General features: G+C 59.7%; 22 protein-coding genes. 8 read left to right on the top strand and 14 right to left on the bottom strand.

Features of this window, described 5'->3' with window-relative positions:
- The first annotated feature begins 1 nt into the window (after position 1).
- On the top strand, positions 2 to 265 hold the full coding sequence (locus WA922_RS06945) for a hypothetical protein (RefSeq protein WP_424771011.1): 264 nt from the start codon (positions 2 to 4) through the stop codon (positions 263 to 265).
- Between the two features lie 12 nt (positions 266 to 277).
- On the opposite strand, the gene WA922_RS06940 is transcribed toward WA922_RS06945, so the two are convergent.
- On the bottom strand, positions 278 to 1,372 hold the full coding sequence (locus WA922_RS06940) for an alkene reductase (protein WP_424770956.1): 1,095 nt from the start codon (positions 1,370 to 1,372) through the stop codon (positions 278 to 280).
- A 54-nt stretch (positions 1,373 to 1,426) separates the two neighbouring features.
- On the opposite strand from WA922_RS06940, the gene WA922_RS06935 reads away from it, so the two are divergent.
- Positions 1,427 to 2,338, top strand: coding sequence for a DMT family transporter (locus tag WA922_RS06935; protein WP_424770955.1), 912 nt, complete (start codon positions 1,427 to 1,429; stop codon positions 2,336 to 2,338).
- 48 nt (positions 2,339 to 2,386) lie between these two features.
- Here WA922_RS06935 and WA922_RS06930 read toward each other — a convergent pair whose 3' ends face one another.
- The 4 genes from WA922_RS06930 to WA922_RS06915 are packed head-to-tail and all read right to left on the bottom strand — an operon-like array spanning position 2,387 to position 6,308.
- A complete protein-coding gene (locus WA922_RS06930) occupies positions 2,387 to 3,724 on the bottom strand; it encodes a DUF2254 domain-containing protein (RefSeq protein WP_424770954.1) in 1,338 nt (445 codons plus the stop codon).
- A 42-nt stretch (positions 3,725 to 3,766) separates the two neighbouring features.
- Positions 3,767 to 4,756: a quinolinate synthase NadA gene (gene nadA / locus WA922_RS06925; RefSeq protein WP_424770953.1), complete on the bottom strand. Its 990-nt coding sequence runs from the start codon at positions 4,754 to 4,756 to the stop codon at positions 3,767 to 3,769.
- Positions 4,756 to 5,436, bottom strand: a complete 681-nt coding sequence (locus WA922_RS06920; protein ID WP_424770952.1) for a DUF4230 domain-containing protein — start codon at positions 5,434 to 5,436, stop codon at positions 4,756 to 4,758. The genes nadA and WA922_RS06920 overlap by 1 nt, the downstream gene beginning before the upstream one ends.
- A complete protein-coding gene (locus WA922_RS06915) occupies positions 5,433 to 6,308 on the bottom strand; it encodes an MBL fold metallo-hydrolase (protein ID WP_424771007.1) in 876 nt (291 codons plus the stop codon). Before WA922_RS06915 ends, WA922_RS06920 begins: the two co-directional genes overlap by 4 nt.
- 98 nt (positions 6,309 to 6,406) lie before the next feature.
- On the opposite strand from WA922_RS06915, the gene glpK reads away from it, so the two are divergent.
- On the top strand, positions 6,407 to 7,876 hold the full coding sequence (glpK, locus tag WA922_RS06910; RefSeq protein ID WP_424770951.1) for a glycerol kinase GlpK: 1,470 nt from the start codon (positions 6,407 to 6,409) through the stop codon (positions 7,874 to 7,876).
- A gap of 28 nt (positions 7,877 to 7,904) precedes the next feature.
- Here the strand turns inward: glpK and WA922_RS06905 are convergent, their stop codons facing one another.
- Complete coding sequence (locus WA922_RS06905) at positions 7,905 to 8,366, bottom strand: DUF1465 family protein (protein WP_424770950.1); 462 nt, start codon at positions 8,364 to 8,366, stop codon at positions 7,905 to 7,907.
- Between the two features lie 351 nt (positions 8,367 to 8,717).
- Positions 8,718 to 8,915, bottom strand: coding sequence for a YdcH family protein (locus WA922_RS06900; RefSeq protein WP_424770949.1), 198 nt, complete (start codon positions 8,913 to 8,915; stop codon positions 8,718 to 8,720).
- A gap of 177 nt (positions 8,916 to 9,092) precedes the next feature.
- Here WA922_RS06900 and WA922_RS06895 point away from each other — a divergent pair, with 177 nt between their 5' ends.
- From WA922_RS06895 to tilS, 5 genes are all read left to right on the top strand, one after another.
- A complete protein-coding gene (locus WA922_RS06895; RefSeq protein ID WP_424770948.1) occupies positions 9,093 to 9,248 on the top strand; it encodes a YdcH family protein in 156 nt (51 codons plus the stop codon).
- 72 nt (positions 9,249 to 9,320) lie between these two features.
- A complete protein-coding gene (ptsP, locus tag WA922_RS06890) occupies positions 9,321 to 11,591 on the top strand; it encodes a phosphoenolpyruvate--protein phosphotransferase (protein WP_424770947.1) in 2,271 nt (756 codons plus the stop codon).
- Positions 11,592 to 11,765: 174 nt separating this feature from the next.
- Positions 11,766 to 12,599: a RodZ domain-containing protein gene (locus WA922_RS06885; protein WP_424770946.1), complete on the top strand. Its 834-nt coding sequence runs from the start codon at positions 11,766 to 11,768 to the stop codon at positions 12,597 to 12,599.
- Positions 12,600 to 12,762: 163 nt separating this feature from the next.
- A complete protein-coding gene (locus WA922_RS06880) occupies positions 12,763 to 13,731 on the top strand; it encodes a tetratricopeptide repeat protein (RefSeq protein ID WP_424770945.1) in 969 nt (322 codons plus the stop codon).
- Positions 13,732 to 13,744: 13 nt separating this feature from the next.
- Positions 13,745 to 14,740, top strand: a complete 996-nt coding sequence (gene tilS / locus WA922_RS06875) for a tRNA lysidine(34) synthetase TilS (protein ID WP_424770944.1) — start codon at positions 13,745 to 13,747, stop codon at positions 14,738 to 14,740.
- Between the two features lie 6 nt (positions 14,741 to 14,746).
- On the opposite strand, the gene WA922_RS06870 is transcribed toward tilS, so the two are convergent.
- The 7 genes from WA922_RS06870 to WA922_RS06840 form a co-directional block, all read right to left on the bottom strand.
- Complete coding sequence (locus WA922_RS06870; protein WP_424770943.1) at positions 14,747 to 15,523, bottom strand: L,D-transpeptidase family protein; 777 nt, start codon at positions 15,521 to 15,523, stop codon at positions 14,747 to 14,749.
- A gap of 107 nt (positions 15,524 to 15,630) precedes the next feature.
- Positions 15,631 to 18,408, bottom strand: coding sequence for a phosphoenolpyruvate carboxylase (locus tag WA922_RS06865; RefSeq protein WP_424770942.1), 2,778 nt, complete (start codon positions 18,406 to 18,408; stop codon positions 15,631 to 15,633).
- Entirely contained in the window at positions 18,405 to 19,019 is a 615-nt protein-coding gene (gene eda / locus WA922_RS06860) for a bifunctional 4-hydroxy-2-oxoglutarate aldolase/2-dehydro-3-deoxy-phosphogluconate aldolase (protein WP_424770941.1), read from the bottom strand. The genes WA922_RS06865 and eda overlap by 4 nt, the downstream gene beginning before the upstream one ends.
- The gene (locus tag WA922_RS06855) at positions 19,016 to 20,014 is read right to left on the bottom strand and encodes an ROK family protein (RefSeq protein ID WP_424770940.1); all 999 of its coding nucleotides are present in this window, start codon (positions 20,012 to 20,014) and stop codon (positions 19,016 to 19,018) included. The genes eda and WA922_RS06855 overlap by 4 nt, the downstream gene beginning before the upstream one ends.
- Entirely contained in the window at positions 20,011 to 21,825 is a 1,815-nt protein-coding gene (gene edd / locus WA922_RS06850; protein WP_424770939.1) for a phosphogluconate dehydratase, read from the bottom strand. The genes WA922_RS06855 and edd overlap by 4 nt, the downstream gene beginning before the upstream one ends.
- A 24-nt stretch (positions 21,826 to 21,849) precedes the next feature.
- The gene (gene zwf / locus WA922_RS06845; protein ID WP_424770938.1) at positions 21,850 to 23,289 is read right to left on the bottom strand and encodes a glucose-6-phosphate dehydrogenase; all 1,440 of its coding nucleotides are present in this window, start codon (positions 23,287 to 23,289) and stop codon (positions 21,850 to 21,852) included.
- 100 nt (positions 23,290 to 23,389) lie between these two features.
- Positions 23,390 to 24,205, bottom strand: a complete 816-nt coding sequence (locus tag WA922_RS06840) for a transglutaminase-like domain-containing protein (protein ID WP_424770937.1) — start codon at positions 24,203 to 24,205, stop codon at positions 23,390 to 23,392.
- Positions 24,206 to 24,275: the final 70 nt, after the last annotated feature.

The raw sequence follows: 24,275 nt of genomic DNA, 5'->3' as shown, positions 1-24,275 counted from the left end.
CATGACAAAATTCGCGTTCCCGATCGTCGCTGCCGCCGCTCTGCTGGGGGCCTGTTCGGATGATCCGGAGACGGCAGCACCGGTGGCCGATGATGCCAATGCGGCCGGCAATGTGCTGGAAGGATCGATCAGCGACGCAATGATCCCATTGGATACGTTACAATCCCAATCACCGCCTGCCGCTCCCGCTCCCGCTGCCGCCCCCGATGCCGACGCGGAGAGTGAAAGTGATCCGGCGCAGGACGCCGCTGATGCAGCGCAATAGGCTACGGCACGCTTATTGCTGATTCAGCGCGGGGTAATCGATATATCCCTCTGCGCCGGGCAAATACCAGCTTTTCGGGACATTGGTGTTGGGTGCCCATTCCGCACCTTTGGCTATTCGGTCTGGCAGATCGGGGTTGGAGATGAATGGGCGGCCATAACTGATTGCATCCGCCCGGCCAGATTCGATGTCTGCTGCGCCTTCCTCGGCAGAATAATCGCTGTTGAGTACCAGCGGACCGGTATAGATTTTGCGGATAACCGGATCCTGTTTGGGCACATCCGTGCGCCCGAAAGTTCCCTCTGGCCCCGGTTGACGCAGTTCCAGGAAACCAACGCCCAGCTCTTCGATGACTCGCGCCGCCGCGCCGAACAGCGCCGCCGGATCGCTATCGTCTGCGCCCTGGGTTTCGCCATTGGGCGACAGGCGCACTGATACACGGTCAGCGCCCCATACATCAATCAGCGCCTCCAATGCCTCACGCAGGAACCGCACACGGTTTTCGGGCGATCCGCCATATTCATCGGTCCGCAAATTGGTGGTTTCGCGCAGGAATTGATCAACCAGATAACCGTTCGCGCCGTGCAGCTGTACGCCGTCAAAACCGGCCTTCTTGGCGTTTTCTGCGGCATGGCGGTAATCCGCGATCACCCGCGCAATTTCGCTGGTCTCCAATGCGCGCGCCTGTTGATGCGGCTGGCGGCCGGTGGGGGTATGGGCATGATCGGGCGCCGTCGTCGCGCTGGCCGATACGCCGGGTTTGCCGCCCAGAAAATCAGGATGCACGATCCGGCCCATATGCCATAATTGCAGCACGATCTTGCCGCCCTCGCTATGGACAGCATCGGTCACGGCGCGCCAGCCTTCCACCTGCTCATCGCTCCAGATGCCCGGCGCGGATGGCCAGCCGAGCCCTTCCACGCTGATACCGGTTGCTTCGCTGATGATCAGTCCCGCCGATGCGCGCTGGCGGTAATAGGTTGCCATCATTGCGTTGGGGACAAAGCCCGGGCTGGTCGCACGCCCGCGCGTGAGCGGAGCCATCAAAATACGGTTTTTGGCCTCGATCGCGCCTAAAGTGATCGGCTGGAAAAGTGCGTCATGCATGATGATCCCCATGAAATCTGTTTATTGTGTGTTGATGCGAGCTAAGGCTGCACTGTGAGCAACGCAACCGCAACAACGCCGATCAGGGTCAAAAGCTATTCTTTGCCGCGCTGGGTTCTGCTTGCGGCGCTGCTGGCGGGGAATATTGCTCTGGCAGCGGGACCCTGGTTCGTCCGGCTGGCGGATACCGGTCCAGTGTCTGCCGCATTCTGGCGGCTGTTTCTGGCGCTGCCATTTCTCATCCTGTTTGCGCGCGCGTCAGCCCAGCGGCTGACCGGAATACCCAGGCGGACATTAGCCTGGGTGGCTGCCGGATCGCTGGCTTTCGCGCTTGATCTGTCAAGCTGGCATATCGGGATTGAGCAGACCCGCCTGGGGAATGCGACGCTGTTTGGTAATGCGGGCAGCATCGTGCTGCTGTTCTGGGCCTTTATCATCAGCCGCACCTTGCCGCGCGCGATGGAATGGTTGGCGATCATTCTTGCTTTGGGCGGGGCGGGCATATTGATGGGCCGCAGCCTTGAAATCAGCACCGCGACCATGATCGGCGATATATTCTGCCTTGCCGCCGGCCTGTTCTATGCGGTCTATTTGCTGGCCTTGCAGGATGCGCGTAAAACTATCGGCCAAGATATTGGCGCGTGGAGCTTGCTTGCCTGGGTCAGTATCTTTGCCTGTCCGGCCATTCTGGCTCTGGCGCTCATCCTGGGTGAGCCCGTGTGGCCGGCCGATTGGACGCCGGTGATTATTCTTTTCGTGACCAGCCAGCTGATCGGGCAAGGCCTGATGGTTTTCAGCCTGCGCCACTTTTCACCGCTGATAATCGGACTGGCCTTGCTGATCCAGCCAGCCATTGCCGCAATTATCGGATGGCACATATTTGGCGAGGTGCTCACGGCGCTCGATATTGCCGGGATGCTGATGCTCGGCGGTGCGTTGTTTGTGGCGCGGATAAAGCGGGATTGAATTTCGCTGCACTGGCCAACTCACTGCCCAATATGCGCGGTGCGGTGATTACTTGCTGCTTGCATCATCCCAGAAACACCGTTCAAACCGCGACGCCTGCTGTTCAAACCGATCGCGGTCGGGACCGGTGAGATGCTCGCGCGTCTGCGCGATCAGCAGTTTCCCCTGATCGCGCAGCATTGCATGGCGCTTTTCGTCTTTAATCGGTGTGGCTGCGTTGGATATTGTCTCCAGCATCACTTCTGCGGCTGTGGGAGAGCGGGCCACGGCGCTGCGGATAGAGCCGAAACCGCGCCGCAGATAATGGTCAAAATTGTCCGGCAGCGGGATGACCGGGCACTCTTCCGCATCAGCGCCGCAGACATCCTTGCGCAGATCACGGCGGCCAATCTCGGACGTGGCAGCGCCAAGCCAGTGCAGCGCGGTGATTGCGGTGAAGGGATCATTGATCCCGGGTGATAAAGCGCGCAGCCCAATTTCCACCAGTTCATCAATCAGAAATTGCGGATCCTGTTCCGGTGTGCGCGACGCCCCCAGCGTGAAATAGCCGCGCAGCACGCTGGCCAGTTTTTCCGCATCCCCGCCATCGACTTCCAGCAATGGCAGATCACGGTGAACGAAATCCCCAGTGCGCACCTTGAGCGAAAGAGTGCAATCGTGTTCACGCGCAGTTTTCTCAAGATCCTGAAAATCGATCATTTGGACGTAACCGTGGCCATCAGCCAATACCGGCGTTCCGCCCACCTGTTCGATGCTTTCCGAAAATTCGTCTTCGACCGGATAGGTTTTACGGATTGCGGATATCAGTTTGGTGCCAATTTTTTCCAACACCGTATTGATGCGAATGCTGGACGGGATGTGGTGGAGAAAAAATACCAGCACGGCGACGCAGACAACCATCAGCAGATAAGCAACCAGCAAAGACAATTGCGGCACGAAACCGGGCAGGGTATCTGCCGCTGCGGCGGCTGTTCCGCCAGCGGGTGTCTCATCCTCCGCCCGCACGCTGCGCAGCACGATGAGAGCGTAAACAAAACTGCCAATAAACGTCGCCAGGCTCAGCTGGTTGCCGCGATCTTCCATAAAATTGGTCAATAATCGCGGGCCGTAATTGCCGCTTGCATAGGTTACGGCCACCAGGGTTATCGAAAACACGGTTGACGCGACGCCGATCATCGAACCGGCAATAACCGTGAGCATATCCGCGGCACCCGTGGGCCGTGCGGGCACCAGCCAGCCTGCATTGTTCAGCATCTCCGCCGCGCCAGAGCGATCAACCGCGATCATCGTGGTCGCCAATAGGGCCGCCAGCACCGAAAAAACCGCCGGAAAGAACCAATAATTGGCGAGCAGGCGCGCCCAGAAAAAACGAATTTCAGCTGTCATATCGGGCATAACGCGCAGCGGCGCAAAGGGTTGCTGCGTGATTTACGCGGCGGGACCCAGATCACCCTTGCCAACGGTCCCGCTGGCCATGTCGAGCATGGCGTCCAGGCTCTTTTTTGCTTTCAGCCGAAGCTCTTCCTCGATCTCAACGCGGGGTTCGAGATCGCGCAGCGCGGTGTATAGTTTTTCCAGCGTGTTGAGCGCCATATAGGGGCAGATGTTGCAATTGCAGTTGCCGTCTGCGCCGGGCGCGCCGATGAAGGTTTTGCCGGGCAGCGCCTTTTCCATCTGGTGGATGATATGCGGCTCGGTTGCGACGATCAGTGTGTCGCCGGGAAAATCTTGAGCGAATTTCAGGATGCCGCTGGTTGAACCGACATAGTCGGCATGGTCGACAATGGTTGGCGGACATTCAGGGTGCGCGGCAATCGGCGCATCGGGATGTTCTTGCTTCAGCTTGAGCAATTCGGTCTCGCTAAACGCCTCATGGACAATGCACACGCCCGGCCAGAGCAGCATTTCACGGTTGAATTTGCGGCTGAGATAGCCGCCCAAATGGCGATCCGGGCCGAAGATAATTTTCTGGTCCGCCGGAATTTGCTGCAGGATCGTCTCTGCGCTGGAGCTGGTCACGATCACATCAGACAGTGCTTTCACTTCGGTCGAGCAATTGATGTAAGTGAGTGCAATATGATCGGGATGCGCCTCGCGGAATGCGGCGAACTTATCCGGTGGGCAGCTATCCTCAAGACTGCACCCCGCATCCATATCGGGCAGCACAACGATTTTTTCAGGGCTGAGGATTTTTGCGGTATCGGCCATAAACTTGACCCCGCAAAAGGCGATCACATCCGCATCGGTCTGCGCCGCCATCTGGCTAAGCTGGAGCGAATCGCCGACATAATCGGCCAGATCCTGAATTTCCGGGCGCTGATAATAATGCGCGAGGATCACCGCATTACGCTCTTTGCGCAGACGGGCGATTTCCGCCAGCAGATCATCACCGGCGGGCATTTTTGACACTTCGCTCATTATTGTACCTTCTCACCGTCAAAACGGACATTCACTGTAATATCCTCAAACCCCGCCATCTGTAACGGAATGGTCAGATTCTGTCTGACCGCGTCCTTAGCGGCCCCGCGCGCCAATGCCAAAACTTCCCGATTTTTCGCAAAGGCGGCGGCTTTGGCTTCGGCCTGGCGTGAATTTTCGCGGCTGAGATTGGCGGAGGCGGCGCGGCTGACCCAGACCCCTTCGGTAAAGGTTTTCTGCTGCGCCTCATCCAGATTGGGACGCGAGATTTTCAGTGCTGGCAGAGTGATGTCCATGACTTGCTGGCCCGCATCCCACGCAATCCGGTCGCGCCCGACTGTGGCGAGGTTGACGCGGTATTCGACACGCGCGGGGATAATCGCTGCCTGACGCGCTTGGGCCAAAGTTATCGGCCCGAGCGCGGTGGTATTGGTGCTTTCGGCGACCACTTCAAATCGGCTGCTGAAGACCGTCAGAGAGTTCTGCTTTTCAAAAGCCAGCATCGCGCTGCCCACCGGATCGCCTTCCGCCTGATAGAAAAACGCGCGCCAACCCAGCCATGCGGTGGCGGCGATCAGAAGTATCACGATCAGCCACGGCACAGCCTGCACCCGCGCCAGAGATTTTTGCGCTTTCGGCTGGGCGATCACTCTCTCCGCGCCGTCGGTTTCGGTATTCATTTCATCTGCCATATATCCCCCGAACGGCTGACCATGCTGCGATGTTCCAAATCAAGCAAATGCGCTTTCACGCTCATGCCAGCCGCACCGCTCAATCGCGGATCAAGGCCTTTATACATTACCGGCACCAAATCCTTGATCGCGCGGGCCTCTATTCCGAGCAGGCTAAGTATCTGCTTTTCGCGCTGGCGCCGGTGTCCAATCATTCCGCGCACCAATTGGCGCGGGTTGGTAATTGGTGCGCCGTGGGCAGCGTAATACACCGTGTCGCGGCCGTCCCCGGCGCGGGCATATAGACGATCGAGGCTGGCCATGTACTCACCCATATTCCCGTCCGGGGGGACAACAACGCTGGTGGACCACCCCATGACGTGATCGCCGGTAAACAGCGCGCCGCTCTCCTTAAGGGCATAGCACAGATGGTTTGACGTGTGGCCGGGCGTATGTATAGCGGTCAGCGTCCAGCCGGTGCCTTTCATGTGCTCGCCATCTTCCAGCACGCGGTCGGGCGCATAGGTGGTGTCAAACGCCTCATCGGAACGGGGGCCGCCGACATCCAGCACCAATGGCGCGCAGCCGATAATGGGTGCCCCGGTTAATTTGGCCAAAGGCGCAGCCGCTGGCGAATGATCGCGGTGCGTATGCGTACACATGATCGCGGTGACTTTCGCATCATCGATGGCCGCCATAATCGCCTCAATATGCGCGGGCTCCGCCGGGCCAGGATCAATCACGGCCACATCGCCTTCTGCCCCGACAATATAGGTCTGCGTGCCGGTATAGGTATAGGGCGAGGGGTTGGGCGCAAGCACGCGCTGCACCAATGGTTCGGCACGTTCAGACAGGCCGGTCGGCCACGGTTTTTCAGGCATTTGCATCGGCTGAATATGGGGATTGTGCGCGCGAATGTCGAGCTAGCGCGTGGCCGGTCAGGCTTGCGATCATCGCTGTGCCCCGGCAAAGCAGCGCCATGACCGAAACGATCCTCGTCCTTGATGAAGGCACCACCTCGACCCGCGCCATGCTGCTTACGGCAGATGGCAAGTTGCGCGGCAGCGCGCAGCAGGAATTGACACAATATTATCCCGCGCCCGGCCAGGTGGAGCATGATGCGACCGAAATCTGGCACCGCACTCTGGCCTGTGCGCGCGAGATGGTGGAGAAAGCGGGCGGCGCACACCGGATTGCCGCGATCGGCATCACCAATCAGCGCGAGACAGTGGTGGCGTGGGACACGGGCACGGGCGAACCGCTTGCCCGCGCGCTGGTGTGGCAGGACCGGCGAACAGCGAATATCTGCGAAACCTTGAAGTCTGCCGGGCACGAGGCGGAGGTTCAAAAACACACTGGCCTGCTGCTTGATCCCTATTTCTCCGGCACGAAAATGCGCTGGTTGCTCGACAATGATCCGGCGGTGAAAGCCGCCGATGATGCGGGCACATTGGCCCTGGGTACGATAGAAAGCTGGCTGATATATAAGCTGACCGGCGGCACCTTCATCAGCGATGCGAGCAATGCCAGCCGCACCTTATTGCTGCCGCTGAGCGGCGGGCAGTTTGATGACGGATTGTGCACATTGTTTGGCGTGCCCAAGGCGGCATTGGCAGAGGTTGTCGACAGTTCGGGCGCATTCGGATCAACCCTGCCTGAATTGCTTGGCGCGCCCATACCGATCACCGGCATGGTAGGGGACCAGCAAGCCGCGACGATTGGGCAGGGGTGCCTGTCGCCCGGCGAAACCAAGGCAACATTTGGCACCGGCGCATTTATTCTCGCCAATAAGGGGCAGGATATCCCCGCATCCAGCAACCGCTTGCTGGGTACGGTCTTGTATCAGGACAGCGGAACACGCACCTACGCGCTGGAGGGAGCAGTGTTTGTTGCGGGCAGTCTCGTCCAGTGGCTTCGCGACGGGCTGGGATTGCTGGGAACCGCGGCAGAAACCGAAACGCTGGCCCGGTCGATTGATGATACCGGCGGCGTGGTAATCGTTCCTGCGATGTCCGGGCTGGGAGCGCCGCACTGGCAACCCGAAGCGCGCGGAGTGATTGCCGGGCTCAGCTTTGCCACCGGACGGGCGCAGATTGCCCGCGCAGCATTGGAAGCTATGGCGCACCAGACCTATGACCTTGCGCAAGCCTTCGCCGCTGATGGCGCTGAATGGACATCGCTGAAAGTGGATGGCGGCATGAGCGCAAATGACTGGATGGCGCAGGATATCGCCAATGTTCTCGGCCTGCCGGTCGAGCGGCCTCAATTTGTCGAAACAACGGCGCTGGGCGCGGCAATGATGGCAGCCAAAGGGGCGGGGATTTTCGCTTCGCTGGGGGAAGCCGGCGAAGCGATGCGCGGCTCTCCTGACAGATTTACCCCATCAATGGACGACAGCATCAGGCAAGCCCGCCTCGCCGCCTGGAACAAGGCCCTGGCGGCCGCATAGGCGCTGGCCCTAGCGCAAAACAGGCACGTTACCGGGCGCCAACCGCATGCCCGAGCCGCTCCTGCAACCGGCGGATCGCGGCGGGCTGCATTTCGAAACCGTCACGCCATGCATGATCAAGCCGGGAAATACGGGCATGGAGCCGCTCCGTTTCGTTGATAAGGTCGCAAGTCGGCTGTTCCAGCAGTTCCATATTGTCAATTTCGGAAACACGGTCGGGGGGTAATTTACTGTGGCGGCGCAGCTGGAACTCGGTCAATTCGCCGTCAAAATACGCGCGGTAATTAAGCAGCCAGGCCAGCACATGCATGATGCGCGTGGTGGTCCGTAAACCTTCCACGGATAAAGCCATCCGCACACGATCCGCATCCTCACCCGTGTCATGCACAGGATTGAGGTCAAACACCTGACGCACGTCATCTGCAAGAACCAATGCCTCGCAGTATAATGCCTCGATAATTGGGCGGCTAATATCAGTGGTTTGCCCCATCGCGGCTCACGACTATTGAAGTAAATGTGCGGCGGCTAGGCCGCTTGCCGGATTATCCCGATACAAATCGCAACCGTTTCATTTTGGGGCAGTTTTTTGCTGTCCGATTGTTTTTTTCCTCAAACGCGGCGCGCCTGCATCGCCGGGACGGGCGTTCTTGTTGATGCGATCATAGACCGCGTCGCTGCGGGCGGGCCGCTTGGCCATATGGCTGCTGCAACCAAGGATGGGTGCCCGATATATGGCATGGAATGCGCCCAACCCGAAAGGGTTGGCAAGGCGGACCGGCCGCTTGAGCCTATACGAGCACGCAAGCGACCGGCGCCTGAGGCCAAGATAGACGCGAAATGACTATGCTATAATATCGGGTATCAACGCATCTTCGATGATTGCCATCTGGTCTTTCAGAAACAGCTTGCGCTTTTTCAACCGGGCGATCTGCAATTCATCGGTCGAGCGCGACATAATCAGCGCATCAATCGCGGCATCGAGATCGCGGTGCTCTGTGCTCAAAGAGGCCAGTTTTTTGCGCAATTCTTGCTCGTTCACTCAGCGTCTGCCCATTCAACGTAATCCGCACGGCTTGCCGTACATAGTCTGCCGCCCAACGCTTACGGGTTAATTCGGTCTTCGCAAGTGCTGCGGAATATGTTTCTATGCAGATCAGGCGGCGGTCCAGTCAGGACGAGTCGCTGTATTGCATATTTTGCACATCAGGAGAGCCATATGGAATCGTCCCACATCAGCGCCTTGAAAACCAAACATGCCGGTATTGAAGCCCAGCTTCACGATGAACTGAACCGGCCAGAGCCTGATGCCGCGATTATACAAACGCTCAAGAAAAAGAAATTGCGGATTAAGGAGGAACTGTCCGCGCAGTAACGCGGCAGATACTTCAGGAAGGCTTGGCTGGGGGGCATTAACAAGCCTGACAGGATAGTGTAACCGATCACTATGACCGCAGCTGCTGCCGCCCGCCAGATCCTGACCCAGCTCCATGCTATTATGGCATCGCGCACCCATGCCCAGGGCAAGCTGGACCGCGTGGTCGATATTATCGCTGAAAACCTCGATAGCGAAGTGGTTTCGATCTATTTGCTGCGCGAGGGAATGCTCGAATTATTCGCCACGCACGGACTGAACAAAAGCGCGGTTCACGTTACGCGCATGGCTATTGGTGAAGGGCTGACCGGCACCATTGCTGAAAATGTCAAAACGCTCAATCTGGCCGAAGCGAAAGCGCATCCCGATTTTCAGTATCGGCCTGAAACCGGTGAAGACAAATTCCATTCCTTTGCCGGTGTGCCGATTGTCTACCGCGAACGTGCGGTGGGTGTGGTGTGTGTCCAGCATGTTGAACCGCGCCGTTATGAAGATATCGAGATCGAGGCGCTGCAGACAACGGCAATGGTGCTGTCAGAACTGATTTCCAATAATGCGCTGATCGACGAGGAAGAAGCGCTGGGTCTCGCGCCGGAGGCGACCGGCCCCTTGACGCTTAGCGGCTTGCCCCTGGTAAAGGGGCTGGCGAGCGGTCATGCCGTCTATCATCAACCGCGCGTCACCATTGACCAGGTTATGGCGGACGATACCGAGGCCGAGCGCCAGCGGGTGTACCGCGCATTTGATAAAATGCGTGAGCAGATTGATGCAATGGCCAGCAATGCCGAGTTTGGCAAAGGCGGCGAGCATGAAGAGGTGCTCGAGACATACAAGATGTTCGCGTATGATGAAGGCTGGGGTCGCCGGATCAATGAAGCGATCGATTCCGGGCTGACCGCAGAGGCGGCGATTGAGCGCGTCCAGCAGCATACCCGGATGCGGATGCGTGAGATTGACGATCCTCTGCTCGCCGATCGGATGCACGACCTGGAAGATCTGGCGAACCGGTTGCTGCGGATCGTGTCGGGCCAGCTGGGCACTGCCGCCACGCAGGGGCTGCGCCGGGACACCATCCTGATTGCCAAGAATCTCGGCCCGGCTGAGCTGCTGGAATATGACCGGCGGCGGCTGAAAGGCGTGATCCTGGAGGAGGGGTCGCTGACCGCGCATGTGGTTATTGTGGCGCGGGCAATGGGGATCGCCGTGCTGGGTCAGACGCGCGGTCTGCGCGGGCTGGTGCGCGAGGGTGACGAGATATTGCTTGATGCCAACGGGGCCACCGCAACAATACGGCCATCGCAGTCTGTGGCGGATGCATTCTTTACGCGTTTTGCCAAAACCAAAGAGCGCCAGGCCGCATATGCCGAATTGCGTGATGTCGAACCGTTCACCCGTTGCGGCACGCGCATCCAGGTGATGATGAATGCCGGACTGCGTGACGATATCACCAATCTCAATCTGGTCGGGGCGGATGGAATCGGGCTGTTTCGTACGGAATTTCAGTTCTTGGTGTCTGCCACGCTGCCCCAGCGCGAGCGGCAATTGCGTTTATACCGGGATGTGTTGGATGCAGCGGGTGACCGGCCGGTTATTTTCCGCACGGTCGATATTGGCGGGGACAAGGCAGTCCCGTATCTGCGTTCGGCATTATCGGACGCCGATGAAAACCCGGCGATGGGCTGGCGTGCGCTGCGCCTGGCGCTGGAACGTGAAGGCTTGATGAAAGTGCAGGCGCGTGCATTGCTGGAAGCGGCGGCGGGCCGATCGTTACACGTGATGTTTCCGATGGTCTCGGAACCGTGGGAATTTGACGCGGCAAAAGCGGTTTTTGAACAGCAACTGGCATTTCTGAAGACACGCAAGAAACAATTGCCCGATACCATCCATTACGGCGCGATGCTTGAAGTTCCGGCTCTGGCTGAAGTTCTCGATCTGCTCATTCCCAAGCTGTCATTTCTGTCGATTGGTACCAATGATCTGACCCAGTTCCTGTTTGCGGCAGACCGCGCCAATCCCAAACTGGCGGAGCGGTATGACTGGCTGAGCCCTGCGATCTTGCGGTTCCTGCGACGCATTTCACAGGCAGCGGTCGGCCAGGCGGTGGATTTGGGCGTGTGCGGCGAAATGGGCGGGCGCAATCTGGAGGCGTTGGCGTTGCTCGGGCTTGGCTATCGGCGGCTATCCATCACGCCTGTATCCGTTGGCCCGGTCAAGGAACTGGTCCGGCAAGTCGATCTGGCCGAAATCACTGCGGCGATGAACGGCTGGCTGGCCAGCCCGCCGCCGGATCTGCGCGCAGAGATAAAGGCCTGGGCAGAGCAGCGCGGCATCGCGGCCGAGTAAGGGCATCCCTGGGCCCGCGTAACAAGAACCCCACATCACAACAGTATCATGCCGCGAAGTTCGTACCACAAAGACCGCAAGATTTTACATTTCAGCCAGTTTACATGCTTGACAGTATGAGCGCGGACCTCTTCTCTTACGCATGATAGAAAAACCGGCTTCAAGGGATTTTTGATGAGCGATGACACAGAGCTTCCAGATGGCGAGTTGCCGCTCGACAGTGCCGGCGCGCGATTGCGCCGCGCGCGGGAAGCTGCGGATCAGACGCTGGAGCAGGTCGCTGCCAAGACCCGTATTCCGCAGCGGCATCTAGAGACTATAGAAGCGAATGATTTTGGCGCTCTGCCCTCGCGCACCTATGCACTTGGCTTTTCGCGGACATATGCGCGCGCAGTTGATCTCAATGACCAGGAGATTGCCGAGCAGGTGCGCGGCCATTTGGCTGAACTGGGTAATGATCATACCGCGCACCGCGGGGCAACATTCGAGCCGGGTGATCCTGCGCGCGTCCCGTCACGCGGTCTGGCATGGTTCAGCGCCTTTGCGGCAATCTTGCTTATTGTGGGCGGGTTCGCGTTCTTCCGCAGCTATTTCATACCCGGTTCCGGCCCGGCCGCGCTGATCAGCCAGGAGCAGGCGTCGTCAGATATGCCAGCTCGAGAGGCGGCGGCAAACACCGCGCCTGCCGGCGCGCCTGATCCCTCGCCGCAAGTGGTTTTCAAATCTCTGGGCGAGGGGGTCTGGGTCAGATTCTATGACGCCGAGGGTGAGCGTCTGATGGAAAAACAGATGGCGTTGGGGGAAACCTATACGGTTCCTGCCACTGCCAATGGCCCACAATTGCGCACCGGCCAACCTGAAGCTCTGGCGATCATTATTGGCGGTGATGAAATCGGTACTCTGTCTGACAGAAGCCAGGTTGTCAGCGATGTCGATGTCACCGCCGCAGGATTGCTCGCGGCGCAATCTGCCCGCAAGCAGACGGGTATTGCCGCGCCGGAGAGCTGACCGCTTCTGCGTCTCCACCGATCAAGCGCCCCACCGGCTCGACAAACAGGCTTTGTCCGGGCAGGAAACATGCTTAACATCACCGGACATTCAGCCTATGCCATGCATCGCCATTGATCGTGCGGGTATCCGCATCATGCACCAAGTTGGAGCGTTTAAGACCATGAGTAACAGTTTGCGCCGTATCGTCATTAGCGGCCTCGCAATTTTTGCCGTGGCTGGAACGGGGATACCGGCTCTGGCACAGTCAACTGGTGAAGAGGCCCGATTGCGCAAGCTGGAATCTGAAGTCCGCGCGCTTCAGCGGCAGGTTTTTCCTGGAGGTGACGGGCGGTATTTCGAACCGCAGATTTCCAGCGCGCCCGCCGCAAACGGTGCCAACACTGCGCCGTCAACAACAGCGGTCACCGATATCCTGATCCGGTTGGACGCGATGGAGGCGCAAATCGCATCTTTAACAGCGCAGACCGAGGTAAACAGCAATGCGCTGGTACAGATCACCAACCGGTTGGTCGCGCTGGAAACAACGCCGGGTTCGGCTGCCAGCGGCAGTAATGCGGCCGCATCGTCCAGTGCGCCTGCCAATATACTGGCCAATACAGCTGCGGGTTCGGGCAATTCATCAACGGTCACACCGGTTACATCTGCTACACCGGTCCCTGCGCAAACTGCCACGGCTGCGTCCGGCCCCTCCGCCGCGCGTCTGGCTGCTGTGCAACAAATTGCCAAACCGCAAACCGATGATGCCGCCGATGATGAATATTCCTACGGCTTTCGTCTGTGGAATGCTGGCTTCTATCCCGAAGCGCAGCAGCAGCTGACCATGTTTGTCGAACAATATCCCAACCATTGGCGGGCCACATATGGCCGCAATCTGTTGGGCCGTGTTTACCTCGACGATGGCAAGGCGCAGGAAGCCGCCCCGTGGTTTCTCAAAAATTACTCCACCAATAAGACTGACGCGCGCGCGCCTGACAGCTTGCTCTATCTGGGCGAGGCGATGATTGCCCTGAATGATACCAGCCGGGCCTGTATCGCGCTGGCCGAATTTGCTGATGAGTATCCTGCACTCGCATCGGGCCGCCTCAGCAGCCAGTACCAGGCCAATCTGGCGAAGGTCGATTGCAATTGATAGCTCGCCGAATTTGGCCCGCCACGAACTGGCCCGTAACGAATTGGGCCGCGTCGATCCTGCATTAGTCCACCGGTTTCACGGCGGGCTGGAGACACACGGTCTTGCTTCCAATCGACTGGGTGTCGCCGTATCTGGCGGACCAGACAGTCTGGCGCTGTTATTGCTGGCGCATGCCGCCTGTCCCGGTGAGGTCAGGGCGGTCACGGTCGATCATGGCTTGCGGACAGCCAGCGCCGCAGAGGCGCAAATGGTGGCCGCTCTATGCAGCAGGATTGGCGTCGCGCACACGGTAATGAATGTAACCGTCAAACCGGGCAATATTCAGGGCGAGGCGCGCAATGCGCGCTACGCAGCTCTGGGCAAATGGCATGATGCAGCCAATGTCGCTGCGGTAATGACCGCGCATCATGCGGATGATCAGGCAGAGACATTTCTGATGCGGCTCAATCGCGGTAGCGGGCTGGGCGGGCTGTCCGGCATCCGCCCGATGACGACTATTCCCGGTCACGGCGGCGCGCTGTTTCGGCCCTTGCTGGACTGGCGCAAAGCGGAACTGGAGGCGATTGTGGCCGCCGCCGGTATCGATCCGGTGCGCGATCCCTCCAATGCTGATGACCGGTTCGACCGTGTCCGTATGCGCACCATACTCGCCGATGCGGATTGGCTGGATGTGGCGGCCATTGCCCGGAGCGCGGCGCATCTGGAGCGCGCGCAGAATACCTTGGAGGTGCTCGCCCAACGTGAATGGGACGGGCAGGTGAAGCGCATCGGCAGACGTTATGTTTACCGGCCGCACCAGCCCGAGCAGGTCCAATTGCTGGTGATAGAGCGAGTGATTTGCATGATTGCCGGCGGCTCTGCGTCCAAAGTCAGCCGGAGCGCGATTGACCGGTTACGCGGCCGCTTGCAGTCAGGGCAAGCTGGCAATCTGGGCGGCGTGCTGGTGAAACCCGTGGGCGATGCATGGCGGTTCGAGAAGGAGCCGCCGCGCGGCCCCGCTGCCTGATCCAGATTACAGGATCTGGTCGCCCATACCGATACGTTTGCCCCGGGTGATGATCACCTTGTCACCCTTTTTCACCAAGGCGAAGAGCTTCGCGGCGAAGGGATCAGGCGTGCCGATACAGCCGTGGCTGGCAAAGCCGTTTTCCACGTCAGACGCATGGATCGCAACTCCGTCCCATGTCAGCCGCAGCGTATAGGGCATCGGAACGTTGTAAATGCTGGAGATGTTGTCCTTCTTCTTCTGAAGGATCGGGAACACGCCGAGCGGGGTTGGATGTTCCTGCGTGCCCAGCAGAACAGCGGTCGCGCCAATTTCATAGCCGCCCTTGAACACGGATAATACGCGGGCATCGAGATCAACCGTCATCACGATCGGCCCGTCAGGCACACCCTTATCATCCCAATGCCATTCGCCATATTTGATCGGGCCATCAATGGGCAGAATGCGCTTGATCACAAAGGCTTCGTCATTGCGGCTGGCAGCGGGCTCTGGCTTGGGCTGTGCGCCGCCAAGAGCTGCATCATCGGTTGTCATCCCGGCGGTTCGCAATGCGCCATCGGTGCCCGGCGTCCGATCTGCATCATCACTGGCGGCAGCTGGCGCGGCACCGGTGATGGCGGCTTCGCTGACCGGAATGGCGTCTTCCAGAGTGGGGGCGTTCTGCGCCAATTCCACAGATGACGCACGATCGCCAGCTATCAAATCGCTAGCGAGGCTAGCGCCGCCAAAAAGCAGTACCAATGCGGCCGTGGTGCCGCCAATCCATTTTACCATCGGGCTCATGCACAACATATGGCCGCTAATTATTAAAAATGCGAGTCAGCATTGCACCGCGTCCCAAGGCGGAACAGCTTTTCCAGCGTGGTAAAATGTTGTACCGGATACTGTCTTCATCCATGCGCGCCGAATTCATTGGCGATGGCACCGCCGATCCGCAGGATCAGCTGGTATGACCGGTCCAGCGGGTCGATATAATCGCGCCGGATGATGGTATAACCTTCGCCTTCGCCATCGGGATAATCGCTTGGTTCATTGATGGCAAAATCCTCCAGACCAGGAAAGCTGGTCGGGTAGGCGCGGCGCAACTGTGCCAAAGCATCATCGATCCGCAAGGTAAACACCATTTCGATCACATCATCACGGCTGATATCGTTGGCGCGGCTAAAGGCCGGAACCGATACGGCCTTGATAAACATGTGCTGAAGCAGGGTCAGCCGCAATGCCTGCAACGCGCCAATCGAGCGGCGCACAGTCTCTCGTTCAGGGTGCGGTTCCTCATCCGGGATCAGCGCGAGCAGGCGGTGAAGTTTCAGCGCATCGACTCTGAGACGGGATGCAAGGCGGCGGAACACGCCAGTCCGGTCATCCTTGGTGAGGTATTCTGCCAGTGTCTCGCACGCACCGGCCAGATGGCTTTCGGTGCCGCGATAGGGGCGGCTGGCCCAATAGGCGGAATTGAACAGCTCGCCAAAGGCCGCCACAGTCTTGATGCTTGCCAGCGCGTTGGATGCGCGCACCAGACGCACCAATTGCCTGCCGCGTTCGCTGTCGTTCAGCAAGGCGGCGATATCTTCATAATTGCCGTCCGCCGCGCTGCCCACGCCGGAGATGATGTTGACCGGATAGCCGAGCTGTTGAAGGACCGCATTATGCGGGATCGCACGGATCTGGCGCAAATTCATGTCGCGGTCGGCACTGAGGTCAGACTGGCGGCGCGAGACGCGGCTGCCGGTGTTGTTGAGCAAACCCAGTCCGAATGCGGTGAGCGCGCGGCTGTAGGTTGCACTTTCCAGATGGTCGCGCTGATGCTTGCGGATTGCCCGGTAGAAATCGAGGCTGAGATCGGTACGCCGGTAGAACGGATCGGTTGGCGCGCCGGCATCGTTTGATGATGGCTGCAAAGTGGCAATCCGCGTGAGCGTTGCCATTGCCAGTTCGGGCGTGGCGAAATGGAGATAGCCATCGCCGCCCTGGAAGCTGACCTCTGGTTCCAACGGGATCCCTGCACGGACAAACCGCCGCCGCGCCCACGGGCTGAGCGGCCATTCGAGCCGGTCCCTAAATCCGCCAGGATGCGCGCCGCGCCCCATGCTTTCACCGTGGGTATTGAATATCAGAGCGGCCACATCAGTCAGCCCGTTATCGCGCATTGCATCGGCCATGCGCCCCTGCAGGCGTTCAATCGCGAGGCTGGCGGGGATCTGCCCGACAAACCGTCCCGCATCGGAAAAGCCCGTCTGGATCGCCACGCGCCCGCGGCGCCGTGCGTAGGTCTGGTATATCGGCTCTGCCAGCAAGGCATCAAGAAAGCGTCCGCCATGTTCCAGCGCGCTTTCTGTTTCAAACAGGGGCGAGACATCGACCTTGTCTTCAATGCCGAACAATTTGGAGAAATAAAGCGCCGCCAAAATGGTGGAGGGCTGCTCGCATTCGGCAATCAGCATCCGGATCGGCGCATCGCCGTCAACATGCTGGATAATCTGCGCCATCGCCAGGAACTGCCGGATTGCAGTACTGCTTTCGATAGCCAGCGCGGCAAAATTCGCTCTTAGCGGCTGCACTTTTTCGAGCAGTTCTCGCAGCGTCGCCATTGCGCCTTTGCTGCCCAGATCAAGCGTATTGTCCGGGTCAATCCGGCGGCGGATCGCGTTGTGCAGCTGGCTGGAATTGACGCGGAAATGGATCCAGCTCATGCCCAGGCCATCGGCCCGCATTGCCGCGGCGAGAGTTTTGAGATCAATCGCCCGCTGCGTCTCTGCCCCGGCCGCCTCTGTTTCCAGCGCGTCGATCACGGGGGTTAGAGAGAGCAATTTGTGCGGGTGATCGCTGGTCAGCGTATTGGCGGCTTGTGACAATGCCGCCGGTTCGGACAGATCATCGCGGAAATCGGCTGCGCGGTCCCGCGAATAGGCCGCGGCATCGCGCAGTGTATCCAGCAATGGGTGCGCGTCATCAATCGTTTCCAATGACGCGGTATAGCGGCCCAAACGCTCCGCCTTTTCGGCCAGACGGAAACCGATGGAATCGAACCATTTGATGTCTGTCCGCCCATCCATGTCATACCCGACCCAACTGGCGAAACGGAACGGCAGCGGCTGCGCGGTATGCCACTTGGCAGGCCAGTTTTGCTCGGCTGTGGCCAATGCCTGTGCCACCATCCGGTCACGCGCGTCCTGCGCATTGGCGATCGCGAACATGGCCCGCTCATGCTCGTATCGCAGTGTGATCGCGGGGCGCTCGCCGTCCGGTGTGCAGGTGCTGTCAGTGATCTCGGCATCGCTGCTTGCCGCACTCGCCACTGCGGCGGATTGTGCGGGTGTCAGCAGGAATGTCGGGTGCGCGGTGAATACGGCATGCAGGCTGGGATTTTCCCATTGCGCGCGGAACGCATCAAAATCGCCGAGATCGCAATGCCCGGCAAGAATGTCGCTATTTGACTGGAAATTAACCGGGGCGATAGTGCCCCGCAGCCGCCCGGCACGGGTTTTCAATGAATGACATTCCAGTTCGGCGACCATGCTCTCAATATCATTGAGCGACAATTCACCCGCCTCCAGCTTCCGCGACAGGTCAAGCGAAAGCTGGAACACCGGATTGAACAGCGGCGTTTCCTGCGTTTGCTGGTGCAGTTCGCTCAGACGTTTGGTCAGATCGGCCACGGTTTTCATGCGCGCAGGCCCATCGCTTCACGGGCCATCGCCTCGATCATTCTCTGGTCGGGCTTGCCGGTGGGCGCGACCCAGCTTCCCCCGACACACAGCACAGGGTCAAAAGCAAGCCATTCTGCTGCATTGGATGCGCTGATCCCGCCGGTGGGACAGAACCGGCACTGGCCAAACGGCGCTGCCAAGGCTTTCAAAGCGGGCAGGCCGCCTGCTGCCATCGCGGGGAAGAATTTGAAATGGGTGAGGCCCAGATCAAGACCGAGCATAATATCGCCCGCATTGGCGGTGCCGGGCAGGAACGGCACATCATGGCGGATCGCTGCCTGGCCGAGTTTGGTGGTCAGGCCGGGAGACACGATAAATTCGCTGCCCGCTTCCAATGCGTCCTCCAGCTCTTCCTCATTGGTAACAGTGCCTGCGCCCACCACGGCGCCTTTTACCTGTTTCATCGCGCGGATCGCATCGAGCGCAGCCGGGGTGCGCAGAGTGACTTCCAATGCGCGCAAACCGCCCGCCACCAATGCTTCTGCCAAAGGCACCGCATGGCTCGCATCCTCCACCACAATCACAGGGACAACCGGCGCAAGCCGCATAATGGTTTCGATATTGCTCACAAAGTGTCTCCAAGGTGTTCAGATGCAAAGGCCGCCGCCGCGCCATACAGGCCGGGCTGGGGATGGATGATGAGTTTCACCGGCATAGCCGCCATAAGTTCGGCAAAACGCCCTTTGGCGCGGAACCGTTCGGCAAAACCCGATGCGGTCAGGGTGTCGCGGATACGGTAGCCAAGTCCGCCCGCAATGACCACGCCCTTGGCCCCGTGCGCCAGCGCCATATCGCCAGCAACGCTGCCCAAAGACAGGCAGAACCGGTCCACGGCGGCGGCAGCCAGACTGTCGCTGCCATCCTGCCCGCGCGTCCAGATGGTGATATCGTCTTCTTCTGCGACGGCTTTCCCTTCCAGCGCGGCGAGCGTCTGGTAGATATCGCTGATCGCAGGGCCGGCCACGACGCGCTCCACCGATACGCGGTTGTGCCGTTTGCGCAGCCGGGCGAGAATCGCGTCCTCAATACTGTCAAGCGGGGCGAAATCGATATGGCCGCCTTCCGTGGCAGACACACGGTAACCACCGTGTGTCTCGCGGTAAAGATGCGCCACGCCCAGGCCAGTGCCGGGGCCAAGCACTGTCAAGCGGCCCGTTGCCGGCAGCGGCGTGTCAGGGCCGGTGAGATGGAGGAACTGGCTATCATCCGACCGCGCAACGGCATGGGCCACCGCTTCGAAATCATTGACGAGAGAAAATGCGTCTACATCCAGCTTCTCGCGGATCAATGCAGGGCGGATGATCCACGGATTATTGGTGAAGCGGATTGTGCGGTGCGCCTCTTCAGGGTGCCCGACACTGCCCGCAATCGCCATCGATACAGCGCGCGGCAAGGTGCCGCCCTGTCGCGCGCGATAATCCTCCCACGCGGTCTGGAAACTGACATGGTCACTGGTATGCAGTGTCTCTGGCTCGTCCAGGCTAATGCTGCCATCACTGCCAATATCGGCAATCGCAAAGCGGGCATGGGTGCCGCCAATATCCACCGCGACCAGCTCAGTCATAAACCTGCCTGCGCCAGCATGGATGATCCGCCCTGTTCAGCGCCGTCTGCATGGGCGCGGAACATGGTGAACAGCTCGCGCCCAAATCCGGCATGACTGGCCGGATCAGGCACAGCATCGCGCGCTGACAGATCGGCAGCGGTGGTCAGCGCGCCGGTATTGGCGCACAGTTTCACCATATCGCCATCGCGTAATCTGGCCAGCGGTCCGCCGCCCAACGCCTCGGGAGTGCAATGGATCGCGGCGGGCACTTTACCGCTCGCGCCCGACATCCGCCCGTCAGTAACCAAGGCAACGCGGTATCCGCGTTCCTGCAACACGGCCAGCGGAGGCGTGAGGCTGTGCAATTCGGGCATACCATTGGCGCGCGGCCCCTGGAACCGGACCACCACCACCACATCGCGGTCAAGCTCGCCCGCTTTGAATGCGGCGGTCACATCGGCCTGATTTTCAAATACGCGGCACGGTGCCTCTATTGTGTAGCGTTCCTGCGAAACCGCGCTGGTTTTGAATGTGGCGCGGCCCAGATTGCCTTCGACCAGACGCATTCCGCCATCGGGCTGAAACGGATCGGAGGCAGGGCGCAGCATTGTGTCATCGCCGCTGGGGCCAACCGCGCGCCATGTCAGAATATCCCCATCCAGCCCCGGTTCCTGCGCGTAACGGGCCAGATCGCTGTCCCCCACGGTCAGAATATCCTGATGCGCGAGGCCGGCCTCCAGCAGTTCGCCGATGATATAGCCCATACCGCCCGCGGAGTGGAAATGGTTCACATCGCCCGATCCGTTGGGATAAACGCGCGCCAGCAACGGCACGATGGAGGACAGCTCGGACAGGTCGGTCCAATCCAGTTGCACGCCCGCCGCGCGCGCCATCGCGGGAATGTGGATTGCGTGATTGGTCGATCCGCCGGTTGCCAGCAGGCCAACCGCCGCGTTGATAATCGCTTTCTCGTCCACACAATGGCCGATCGGGCGGTAATCATCGCCGCCCATACCAATTTCTGTCACGCGGTGGACGGCGGCGCGGTCGAGTGCTTGGCGTAACTGCGTACCCGGCTGGATGAAAGCACTGCCTGGAACATGCAGCCCCATCATTTCCATCATCATCTGGTTGGAATTGGCAGTGCCGTAGAATGTACAGGTACCGGGTGAGTGGTAACTGCCCAGCTCACTCGCCAGCAATTCGGCGCGGCCCACTTTGCCCTCTGCATAGAGCTGGCGCGTTTCCTGTTTCTGTTTGTTCGAGATGCCGCTGGGCATCGGGCCGCTGGGCACGAAAATCGCAGGAAGGTGCCCGAAACGCAGCGCGCCGATCAACAGGCCGGGCACGATCTTGTCGCATATGCCCAGCATCAGTGCGCCGTCATACATTGCATGGCTGAGCGCGACACCGGTGCTGAGCGCGATGACATCGCGGCTGAACAGGCTGAGCTCCATGCCGGTTTCACCCTGGGTCACGCCGTCGCACATGGCCGGTGTGGCACCGGCAACCTGCGCGGTTGCGCCCACTTCGCGCGCGTAAATTTTCAGCTTTTCAGGATAGCGGCCATAGGGCTGGTGTGCGGACAGCATATCATTATAGCTGGTGACGATCCCGATATTGGGACCTTTTGCAGCAGTCAGCGCCCTCTGATCCTCCAGCGCGCCGGCATAGGCATGGGCGAGGTTGGAACACGATACCTGGTTACGGTCTGGCTGGTTATCGCCCTCGCGCTGGATCAGATCGAGATAGCGGCTGCGAGAGTCGCGGGACTTTTCGATCACGCGCTGCGTCACGCGGTGAAGAGTGTCGTGGAGTTGTTTACTCATTCCCAAACCTACTCATTCCCAAACCTACTCATTCCATGTCACTCCATCGCGTTCTGCCAGGGCAATCGCGGCGCTTGGCCCCCAGCTACCGGCAGTGTAGGTTTTGGGTGTCAGGCCGTTTTGCGCCCAATTGGCGCGGATTGCGTCAATCCAGTCCCACTGCGCTTCCACCTCGTCACGGCGTACAAACAATGTCTGATCACCTTCGATCAGATCAAGCAGCAGCCGTTCATAGGCGATCCGCCGGTGCTGGCCGACAAAGGCATCGGGCATGGCAATATCAAGCGGGACCGAACGCAGGCGGATCCCTTCGCGGCCAAGGCCTGGCACTTTCGCCATGAGATTGAGCGAGATATTCTCCTCCGGCTGGATACCGATAACCAGGCGGTTGGCTTCCATTTTCGCGCCCTTACCGGCGAAGATCGAATGCGGTACGCAGCGGAACTGCACGACGATTTCGGTACGCCGCTGGGGCAGACGTTTGCCGGTACGCAAGTAGAACGGCACGCCTTTCCAGCGCCAATTATCGACATGCGCCTTGATCGCGACATAGGTTTCGGTATCGGAATCCTTACCCAATTCATCATCATATCCGGGCACCGCTTCGCCGCCGATCGCGCCCGCGCGATATTGACCGGTTACCGTTTCGCCTTCGCTGACGGGGCGCAATGCGCGGAGCACTTTCACCTTTTCGTCACGCACGGCAGTCGCATCAAAATCGCCGGGCGGCTCCATCGCCACCAATGCGAGCAATTGCAGCATGTGGTTTTGCACCATATCGCGCAATGCGCCGCTGGTATCATAATAGCCCGCGCGGCTTTCCAGCCCGACCGTCTCCGCCACTGTTATCTGCACATGATCGATATGCGCGGCATTCCACAACGGTTCGAACATGATATTGCCGAACCGCAGGGCCAGCAGGTTCTGCACCGTTTCCTTGCCCAGATAATGGTCGATCCGGTAAATCCGGTCTTCGGAAAAAGTACTGGCGACCGCATCATTAATCGCGCAGCTGCTGGCGAGATCATTGCCGAGCGGTTTTTCCAGCCCGATCCGCACAATCTCGCCGTCCAGCCCCGCATGGTGGAGACCCTTGATCGTGGGTTCGAACAGGCTGGGCGCGGTGGAGAGGAAAATCGCCAGGCCGCGCTGCGTCGGGCCGACCGCTTTGGCGAGATCATCAAACCCGTCGAGCGATGTCGCATCCAATGTCTGATAGCTCAGCCGGTTGAGGAAATCCGCCATGCGGCCGCGCCGGTCGGCGGGCATGTGTGTTTCCAACGCTTCGCGCGCGAAGTTACGGAATTCTGCGTCGCTCATTTCGGAGCGCGCGGTACCGATAATTTTGAGGTCGGGCGCGATCAGCTCGTCAGCATGCAATGCGCATAAAGAGGGCAGCAACATCCGCTGCGATAAATCGCCGGTGGCGCCGAATAACAGCAAACGGTCTGCGGTAAAACTCATAGTAATTGCGCTACCTTGTCCATAATCACCGGCAGCGTAGCAAGTGCGGATCAGGAACGCACGCGCGCATTCGGCCCGGCAGACGTATTCACATCATCCGTCAGGCGCGCACCACCTCCACCGCGCTCGAGTGAAACTCTACCATCCCGAAACTGGTCAGGAAACTGACATCAGCGGCATCGCGGCCCACCCCGATGATCGCGGTGTCCTCTGCGCGCGCCATGCCGGTCGCATCGACCAGATGCCATGCGCCCGCGCCGCTACCATCCGCCAGATAGACCTGCGCCGCAGCATGAAAATCCTGCGGCGATACATCGGGCCCATAGCAACTGACATAGCGGGCGGGAATACCGCTTGCCCGGGCCAGCATCACCATCACATGCGCATAATCACGGCACACACCCGCGCGGTCGATAAAGCTGTCCGCGCCTGTCGTATTCGGCCCGCTGACCCCGGCGGTATAGCTGAAATGCCGCGCGATCCAGGCGCGGATCGCCTCCACCCGAACGCCGCCATTCGCGCGCCCTGCGGTATCGCCAAATTCGCTATCGACATACATGCCAAACCGGCCCGCCGGGCAATAGCGGCTGTCGAACAGATATTTCACCGCTTCGCCCGGCAGATCATGCGGGGCCGCTGCGGCAAGGCTGGCCAGGGGCGCCGCCTGCCGCGTAATTTCCATCTGCGCCGAATAGGTGACCGAGACATTGCCATCTGCCGTCAGCCACATCCGGCTGCCAAGCCCGTCATCCGCGACCACATGGTTGGTGGTGATGCCGTCGGTTACGCTGGCCGCAGAGGAGACAATCCGCTGCCCCGGCGCCACCGCCACCTCAAACTGCAACAGGCAGTCGGTGGGGCTATCCGCGGCAAAGGCGAAGGAGGAGGAGATTTCGAGCGTGGTGGGGGAGGTCATGCCGCCCCTCTATAGAAAATCGCAGCTTGCCGATAGTGCGGTGATCGGCGAAAGGTCTTATTTATGAAGA

Origin of the sequence: Pontixanthobacter sp. (genome assembly GCF_049682855.1) — a bacterium.
In the GTDB taxonomy this organism is placed as follows: domain Bacteria; phylum Pseudomonadota; class Alphaproteobacteria; order Sphingomonadales; family Sphingomonadaceae; genus Pontixanthobacter.
Note: the sequence above shows the minus strand (reverse complement) of the source record. Positions and strands in the feature narration are given on the sequence as shown.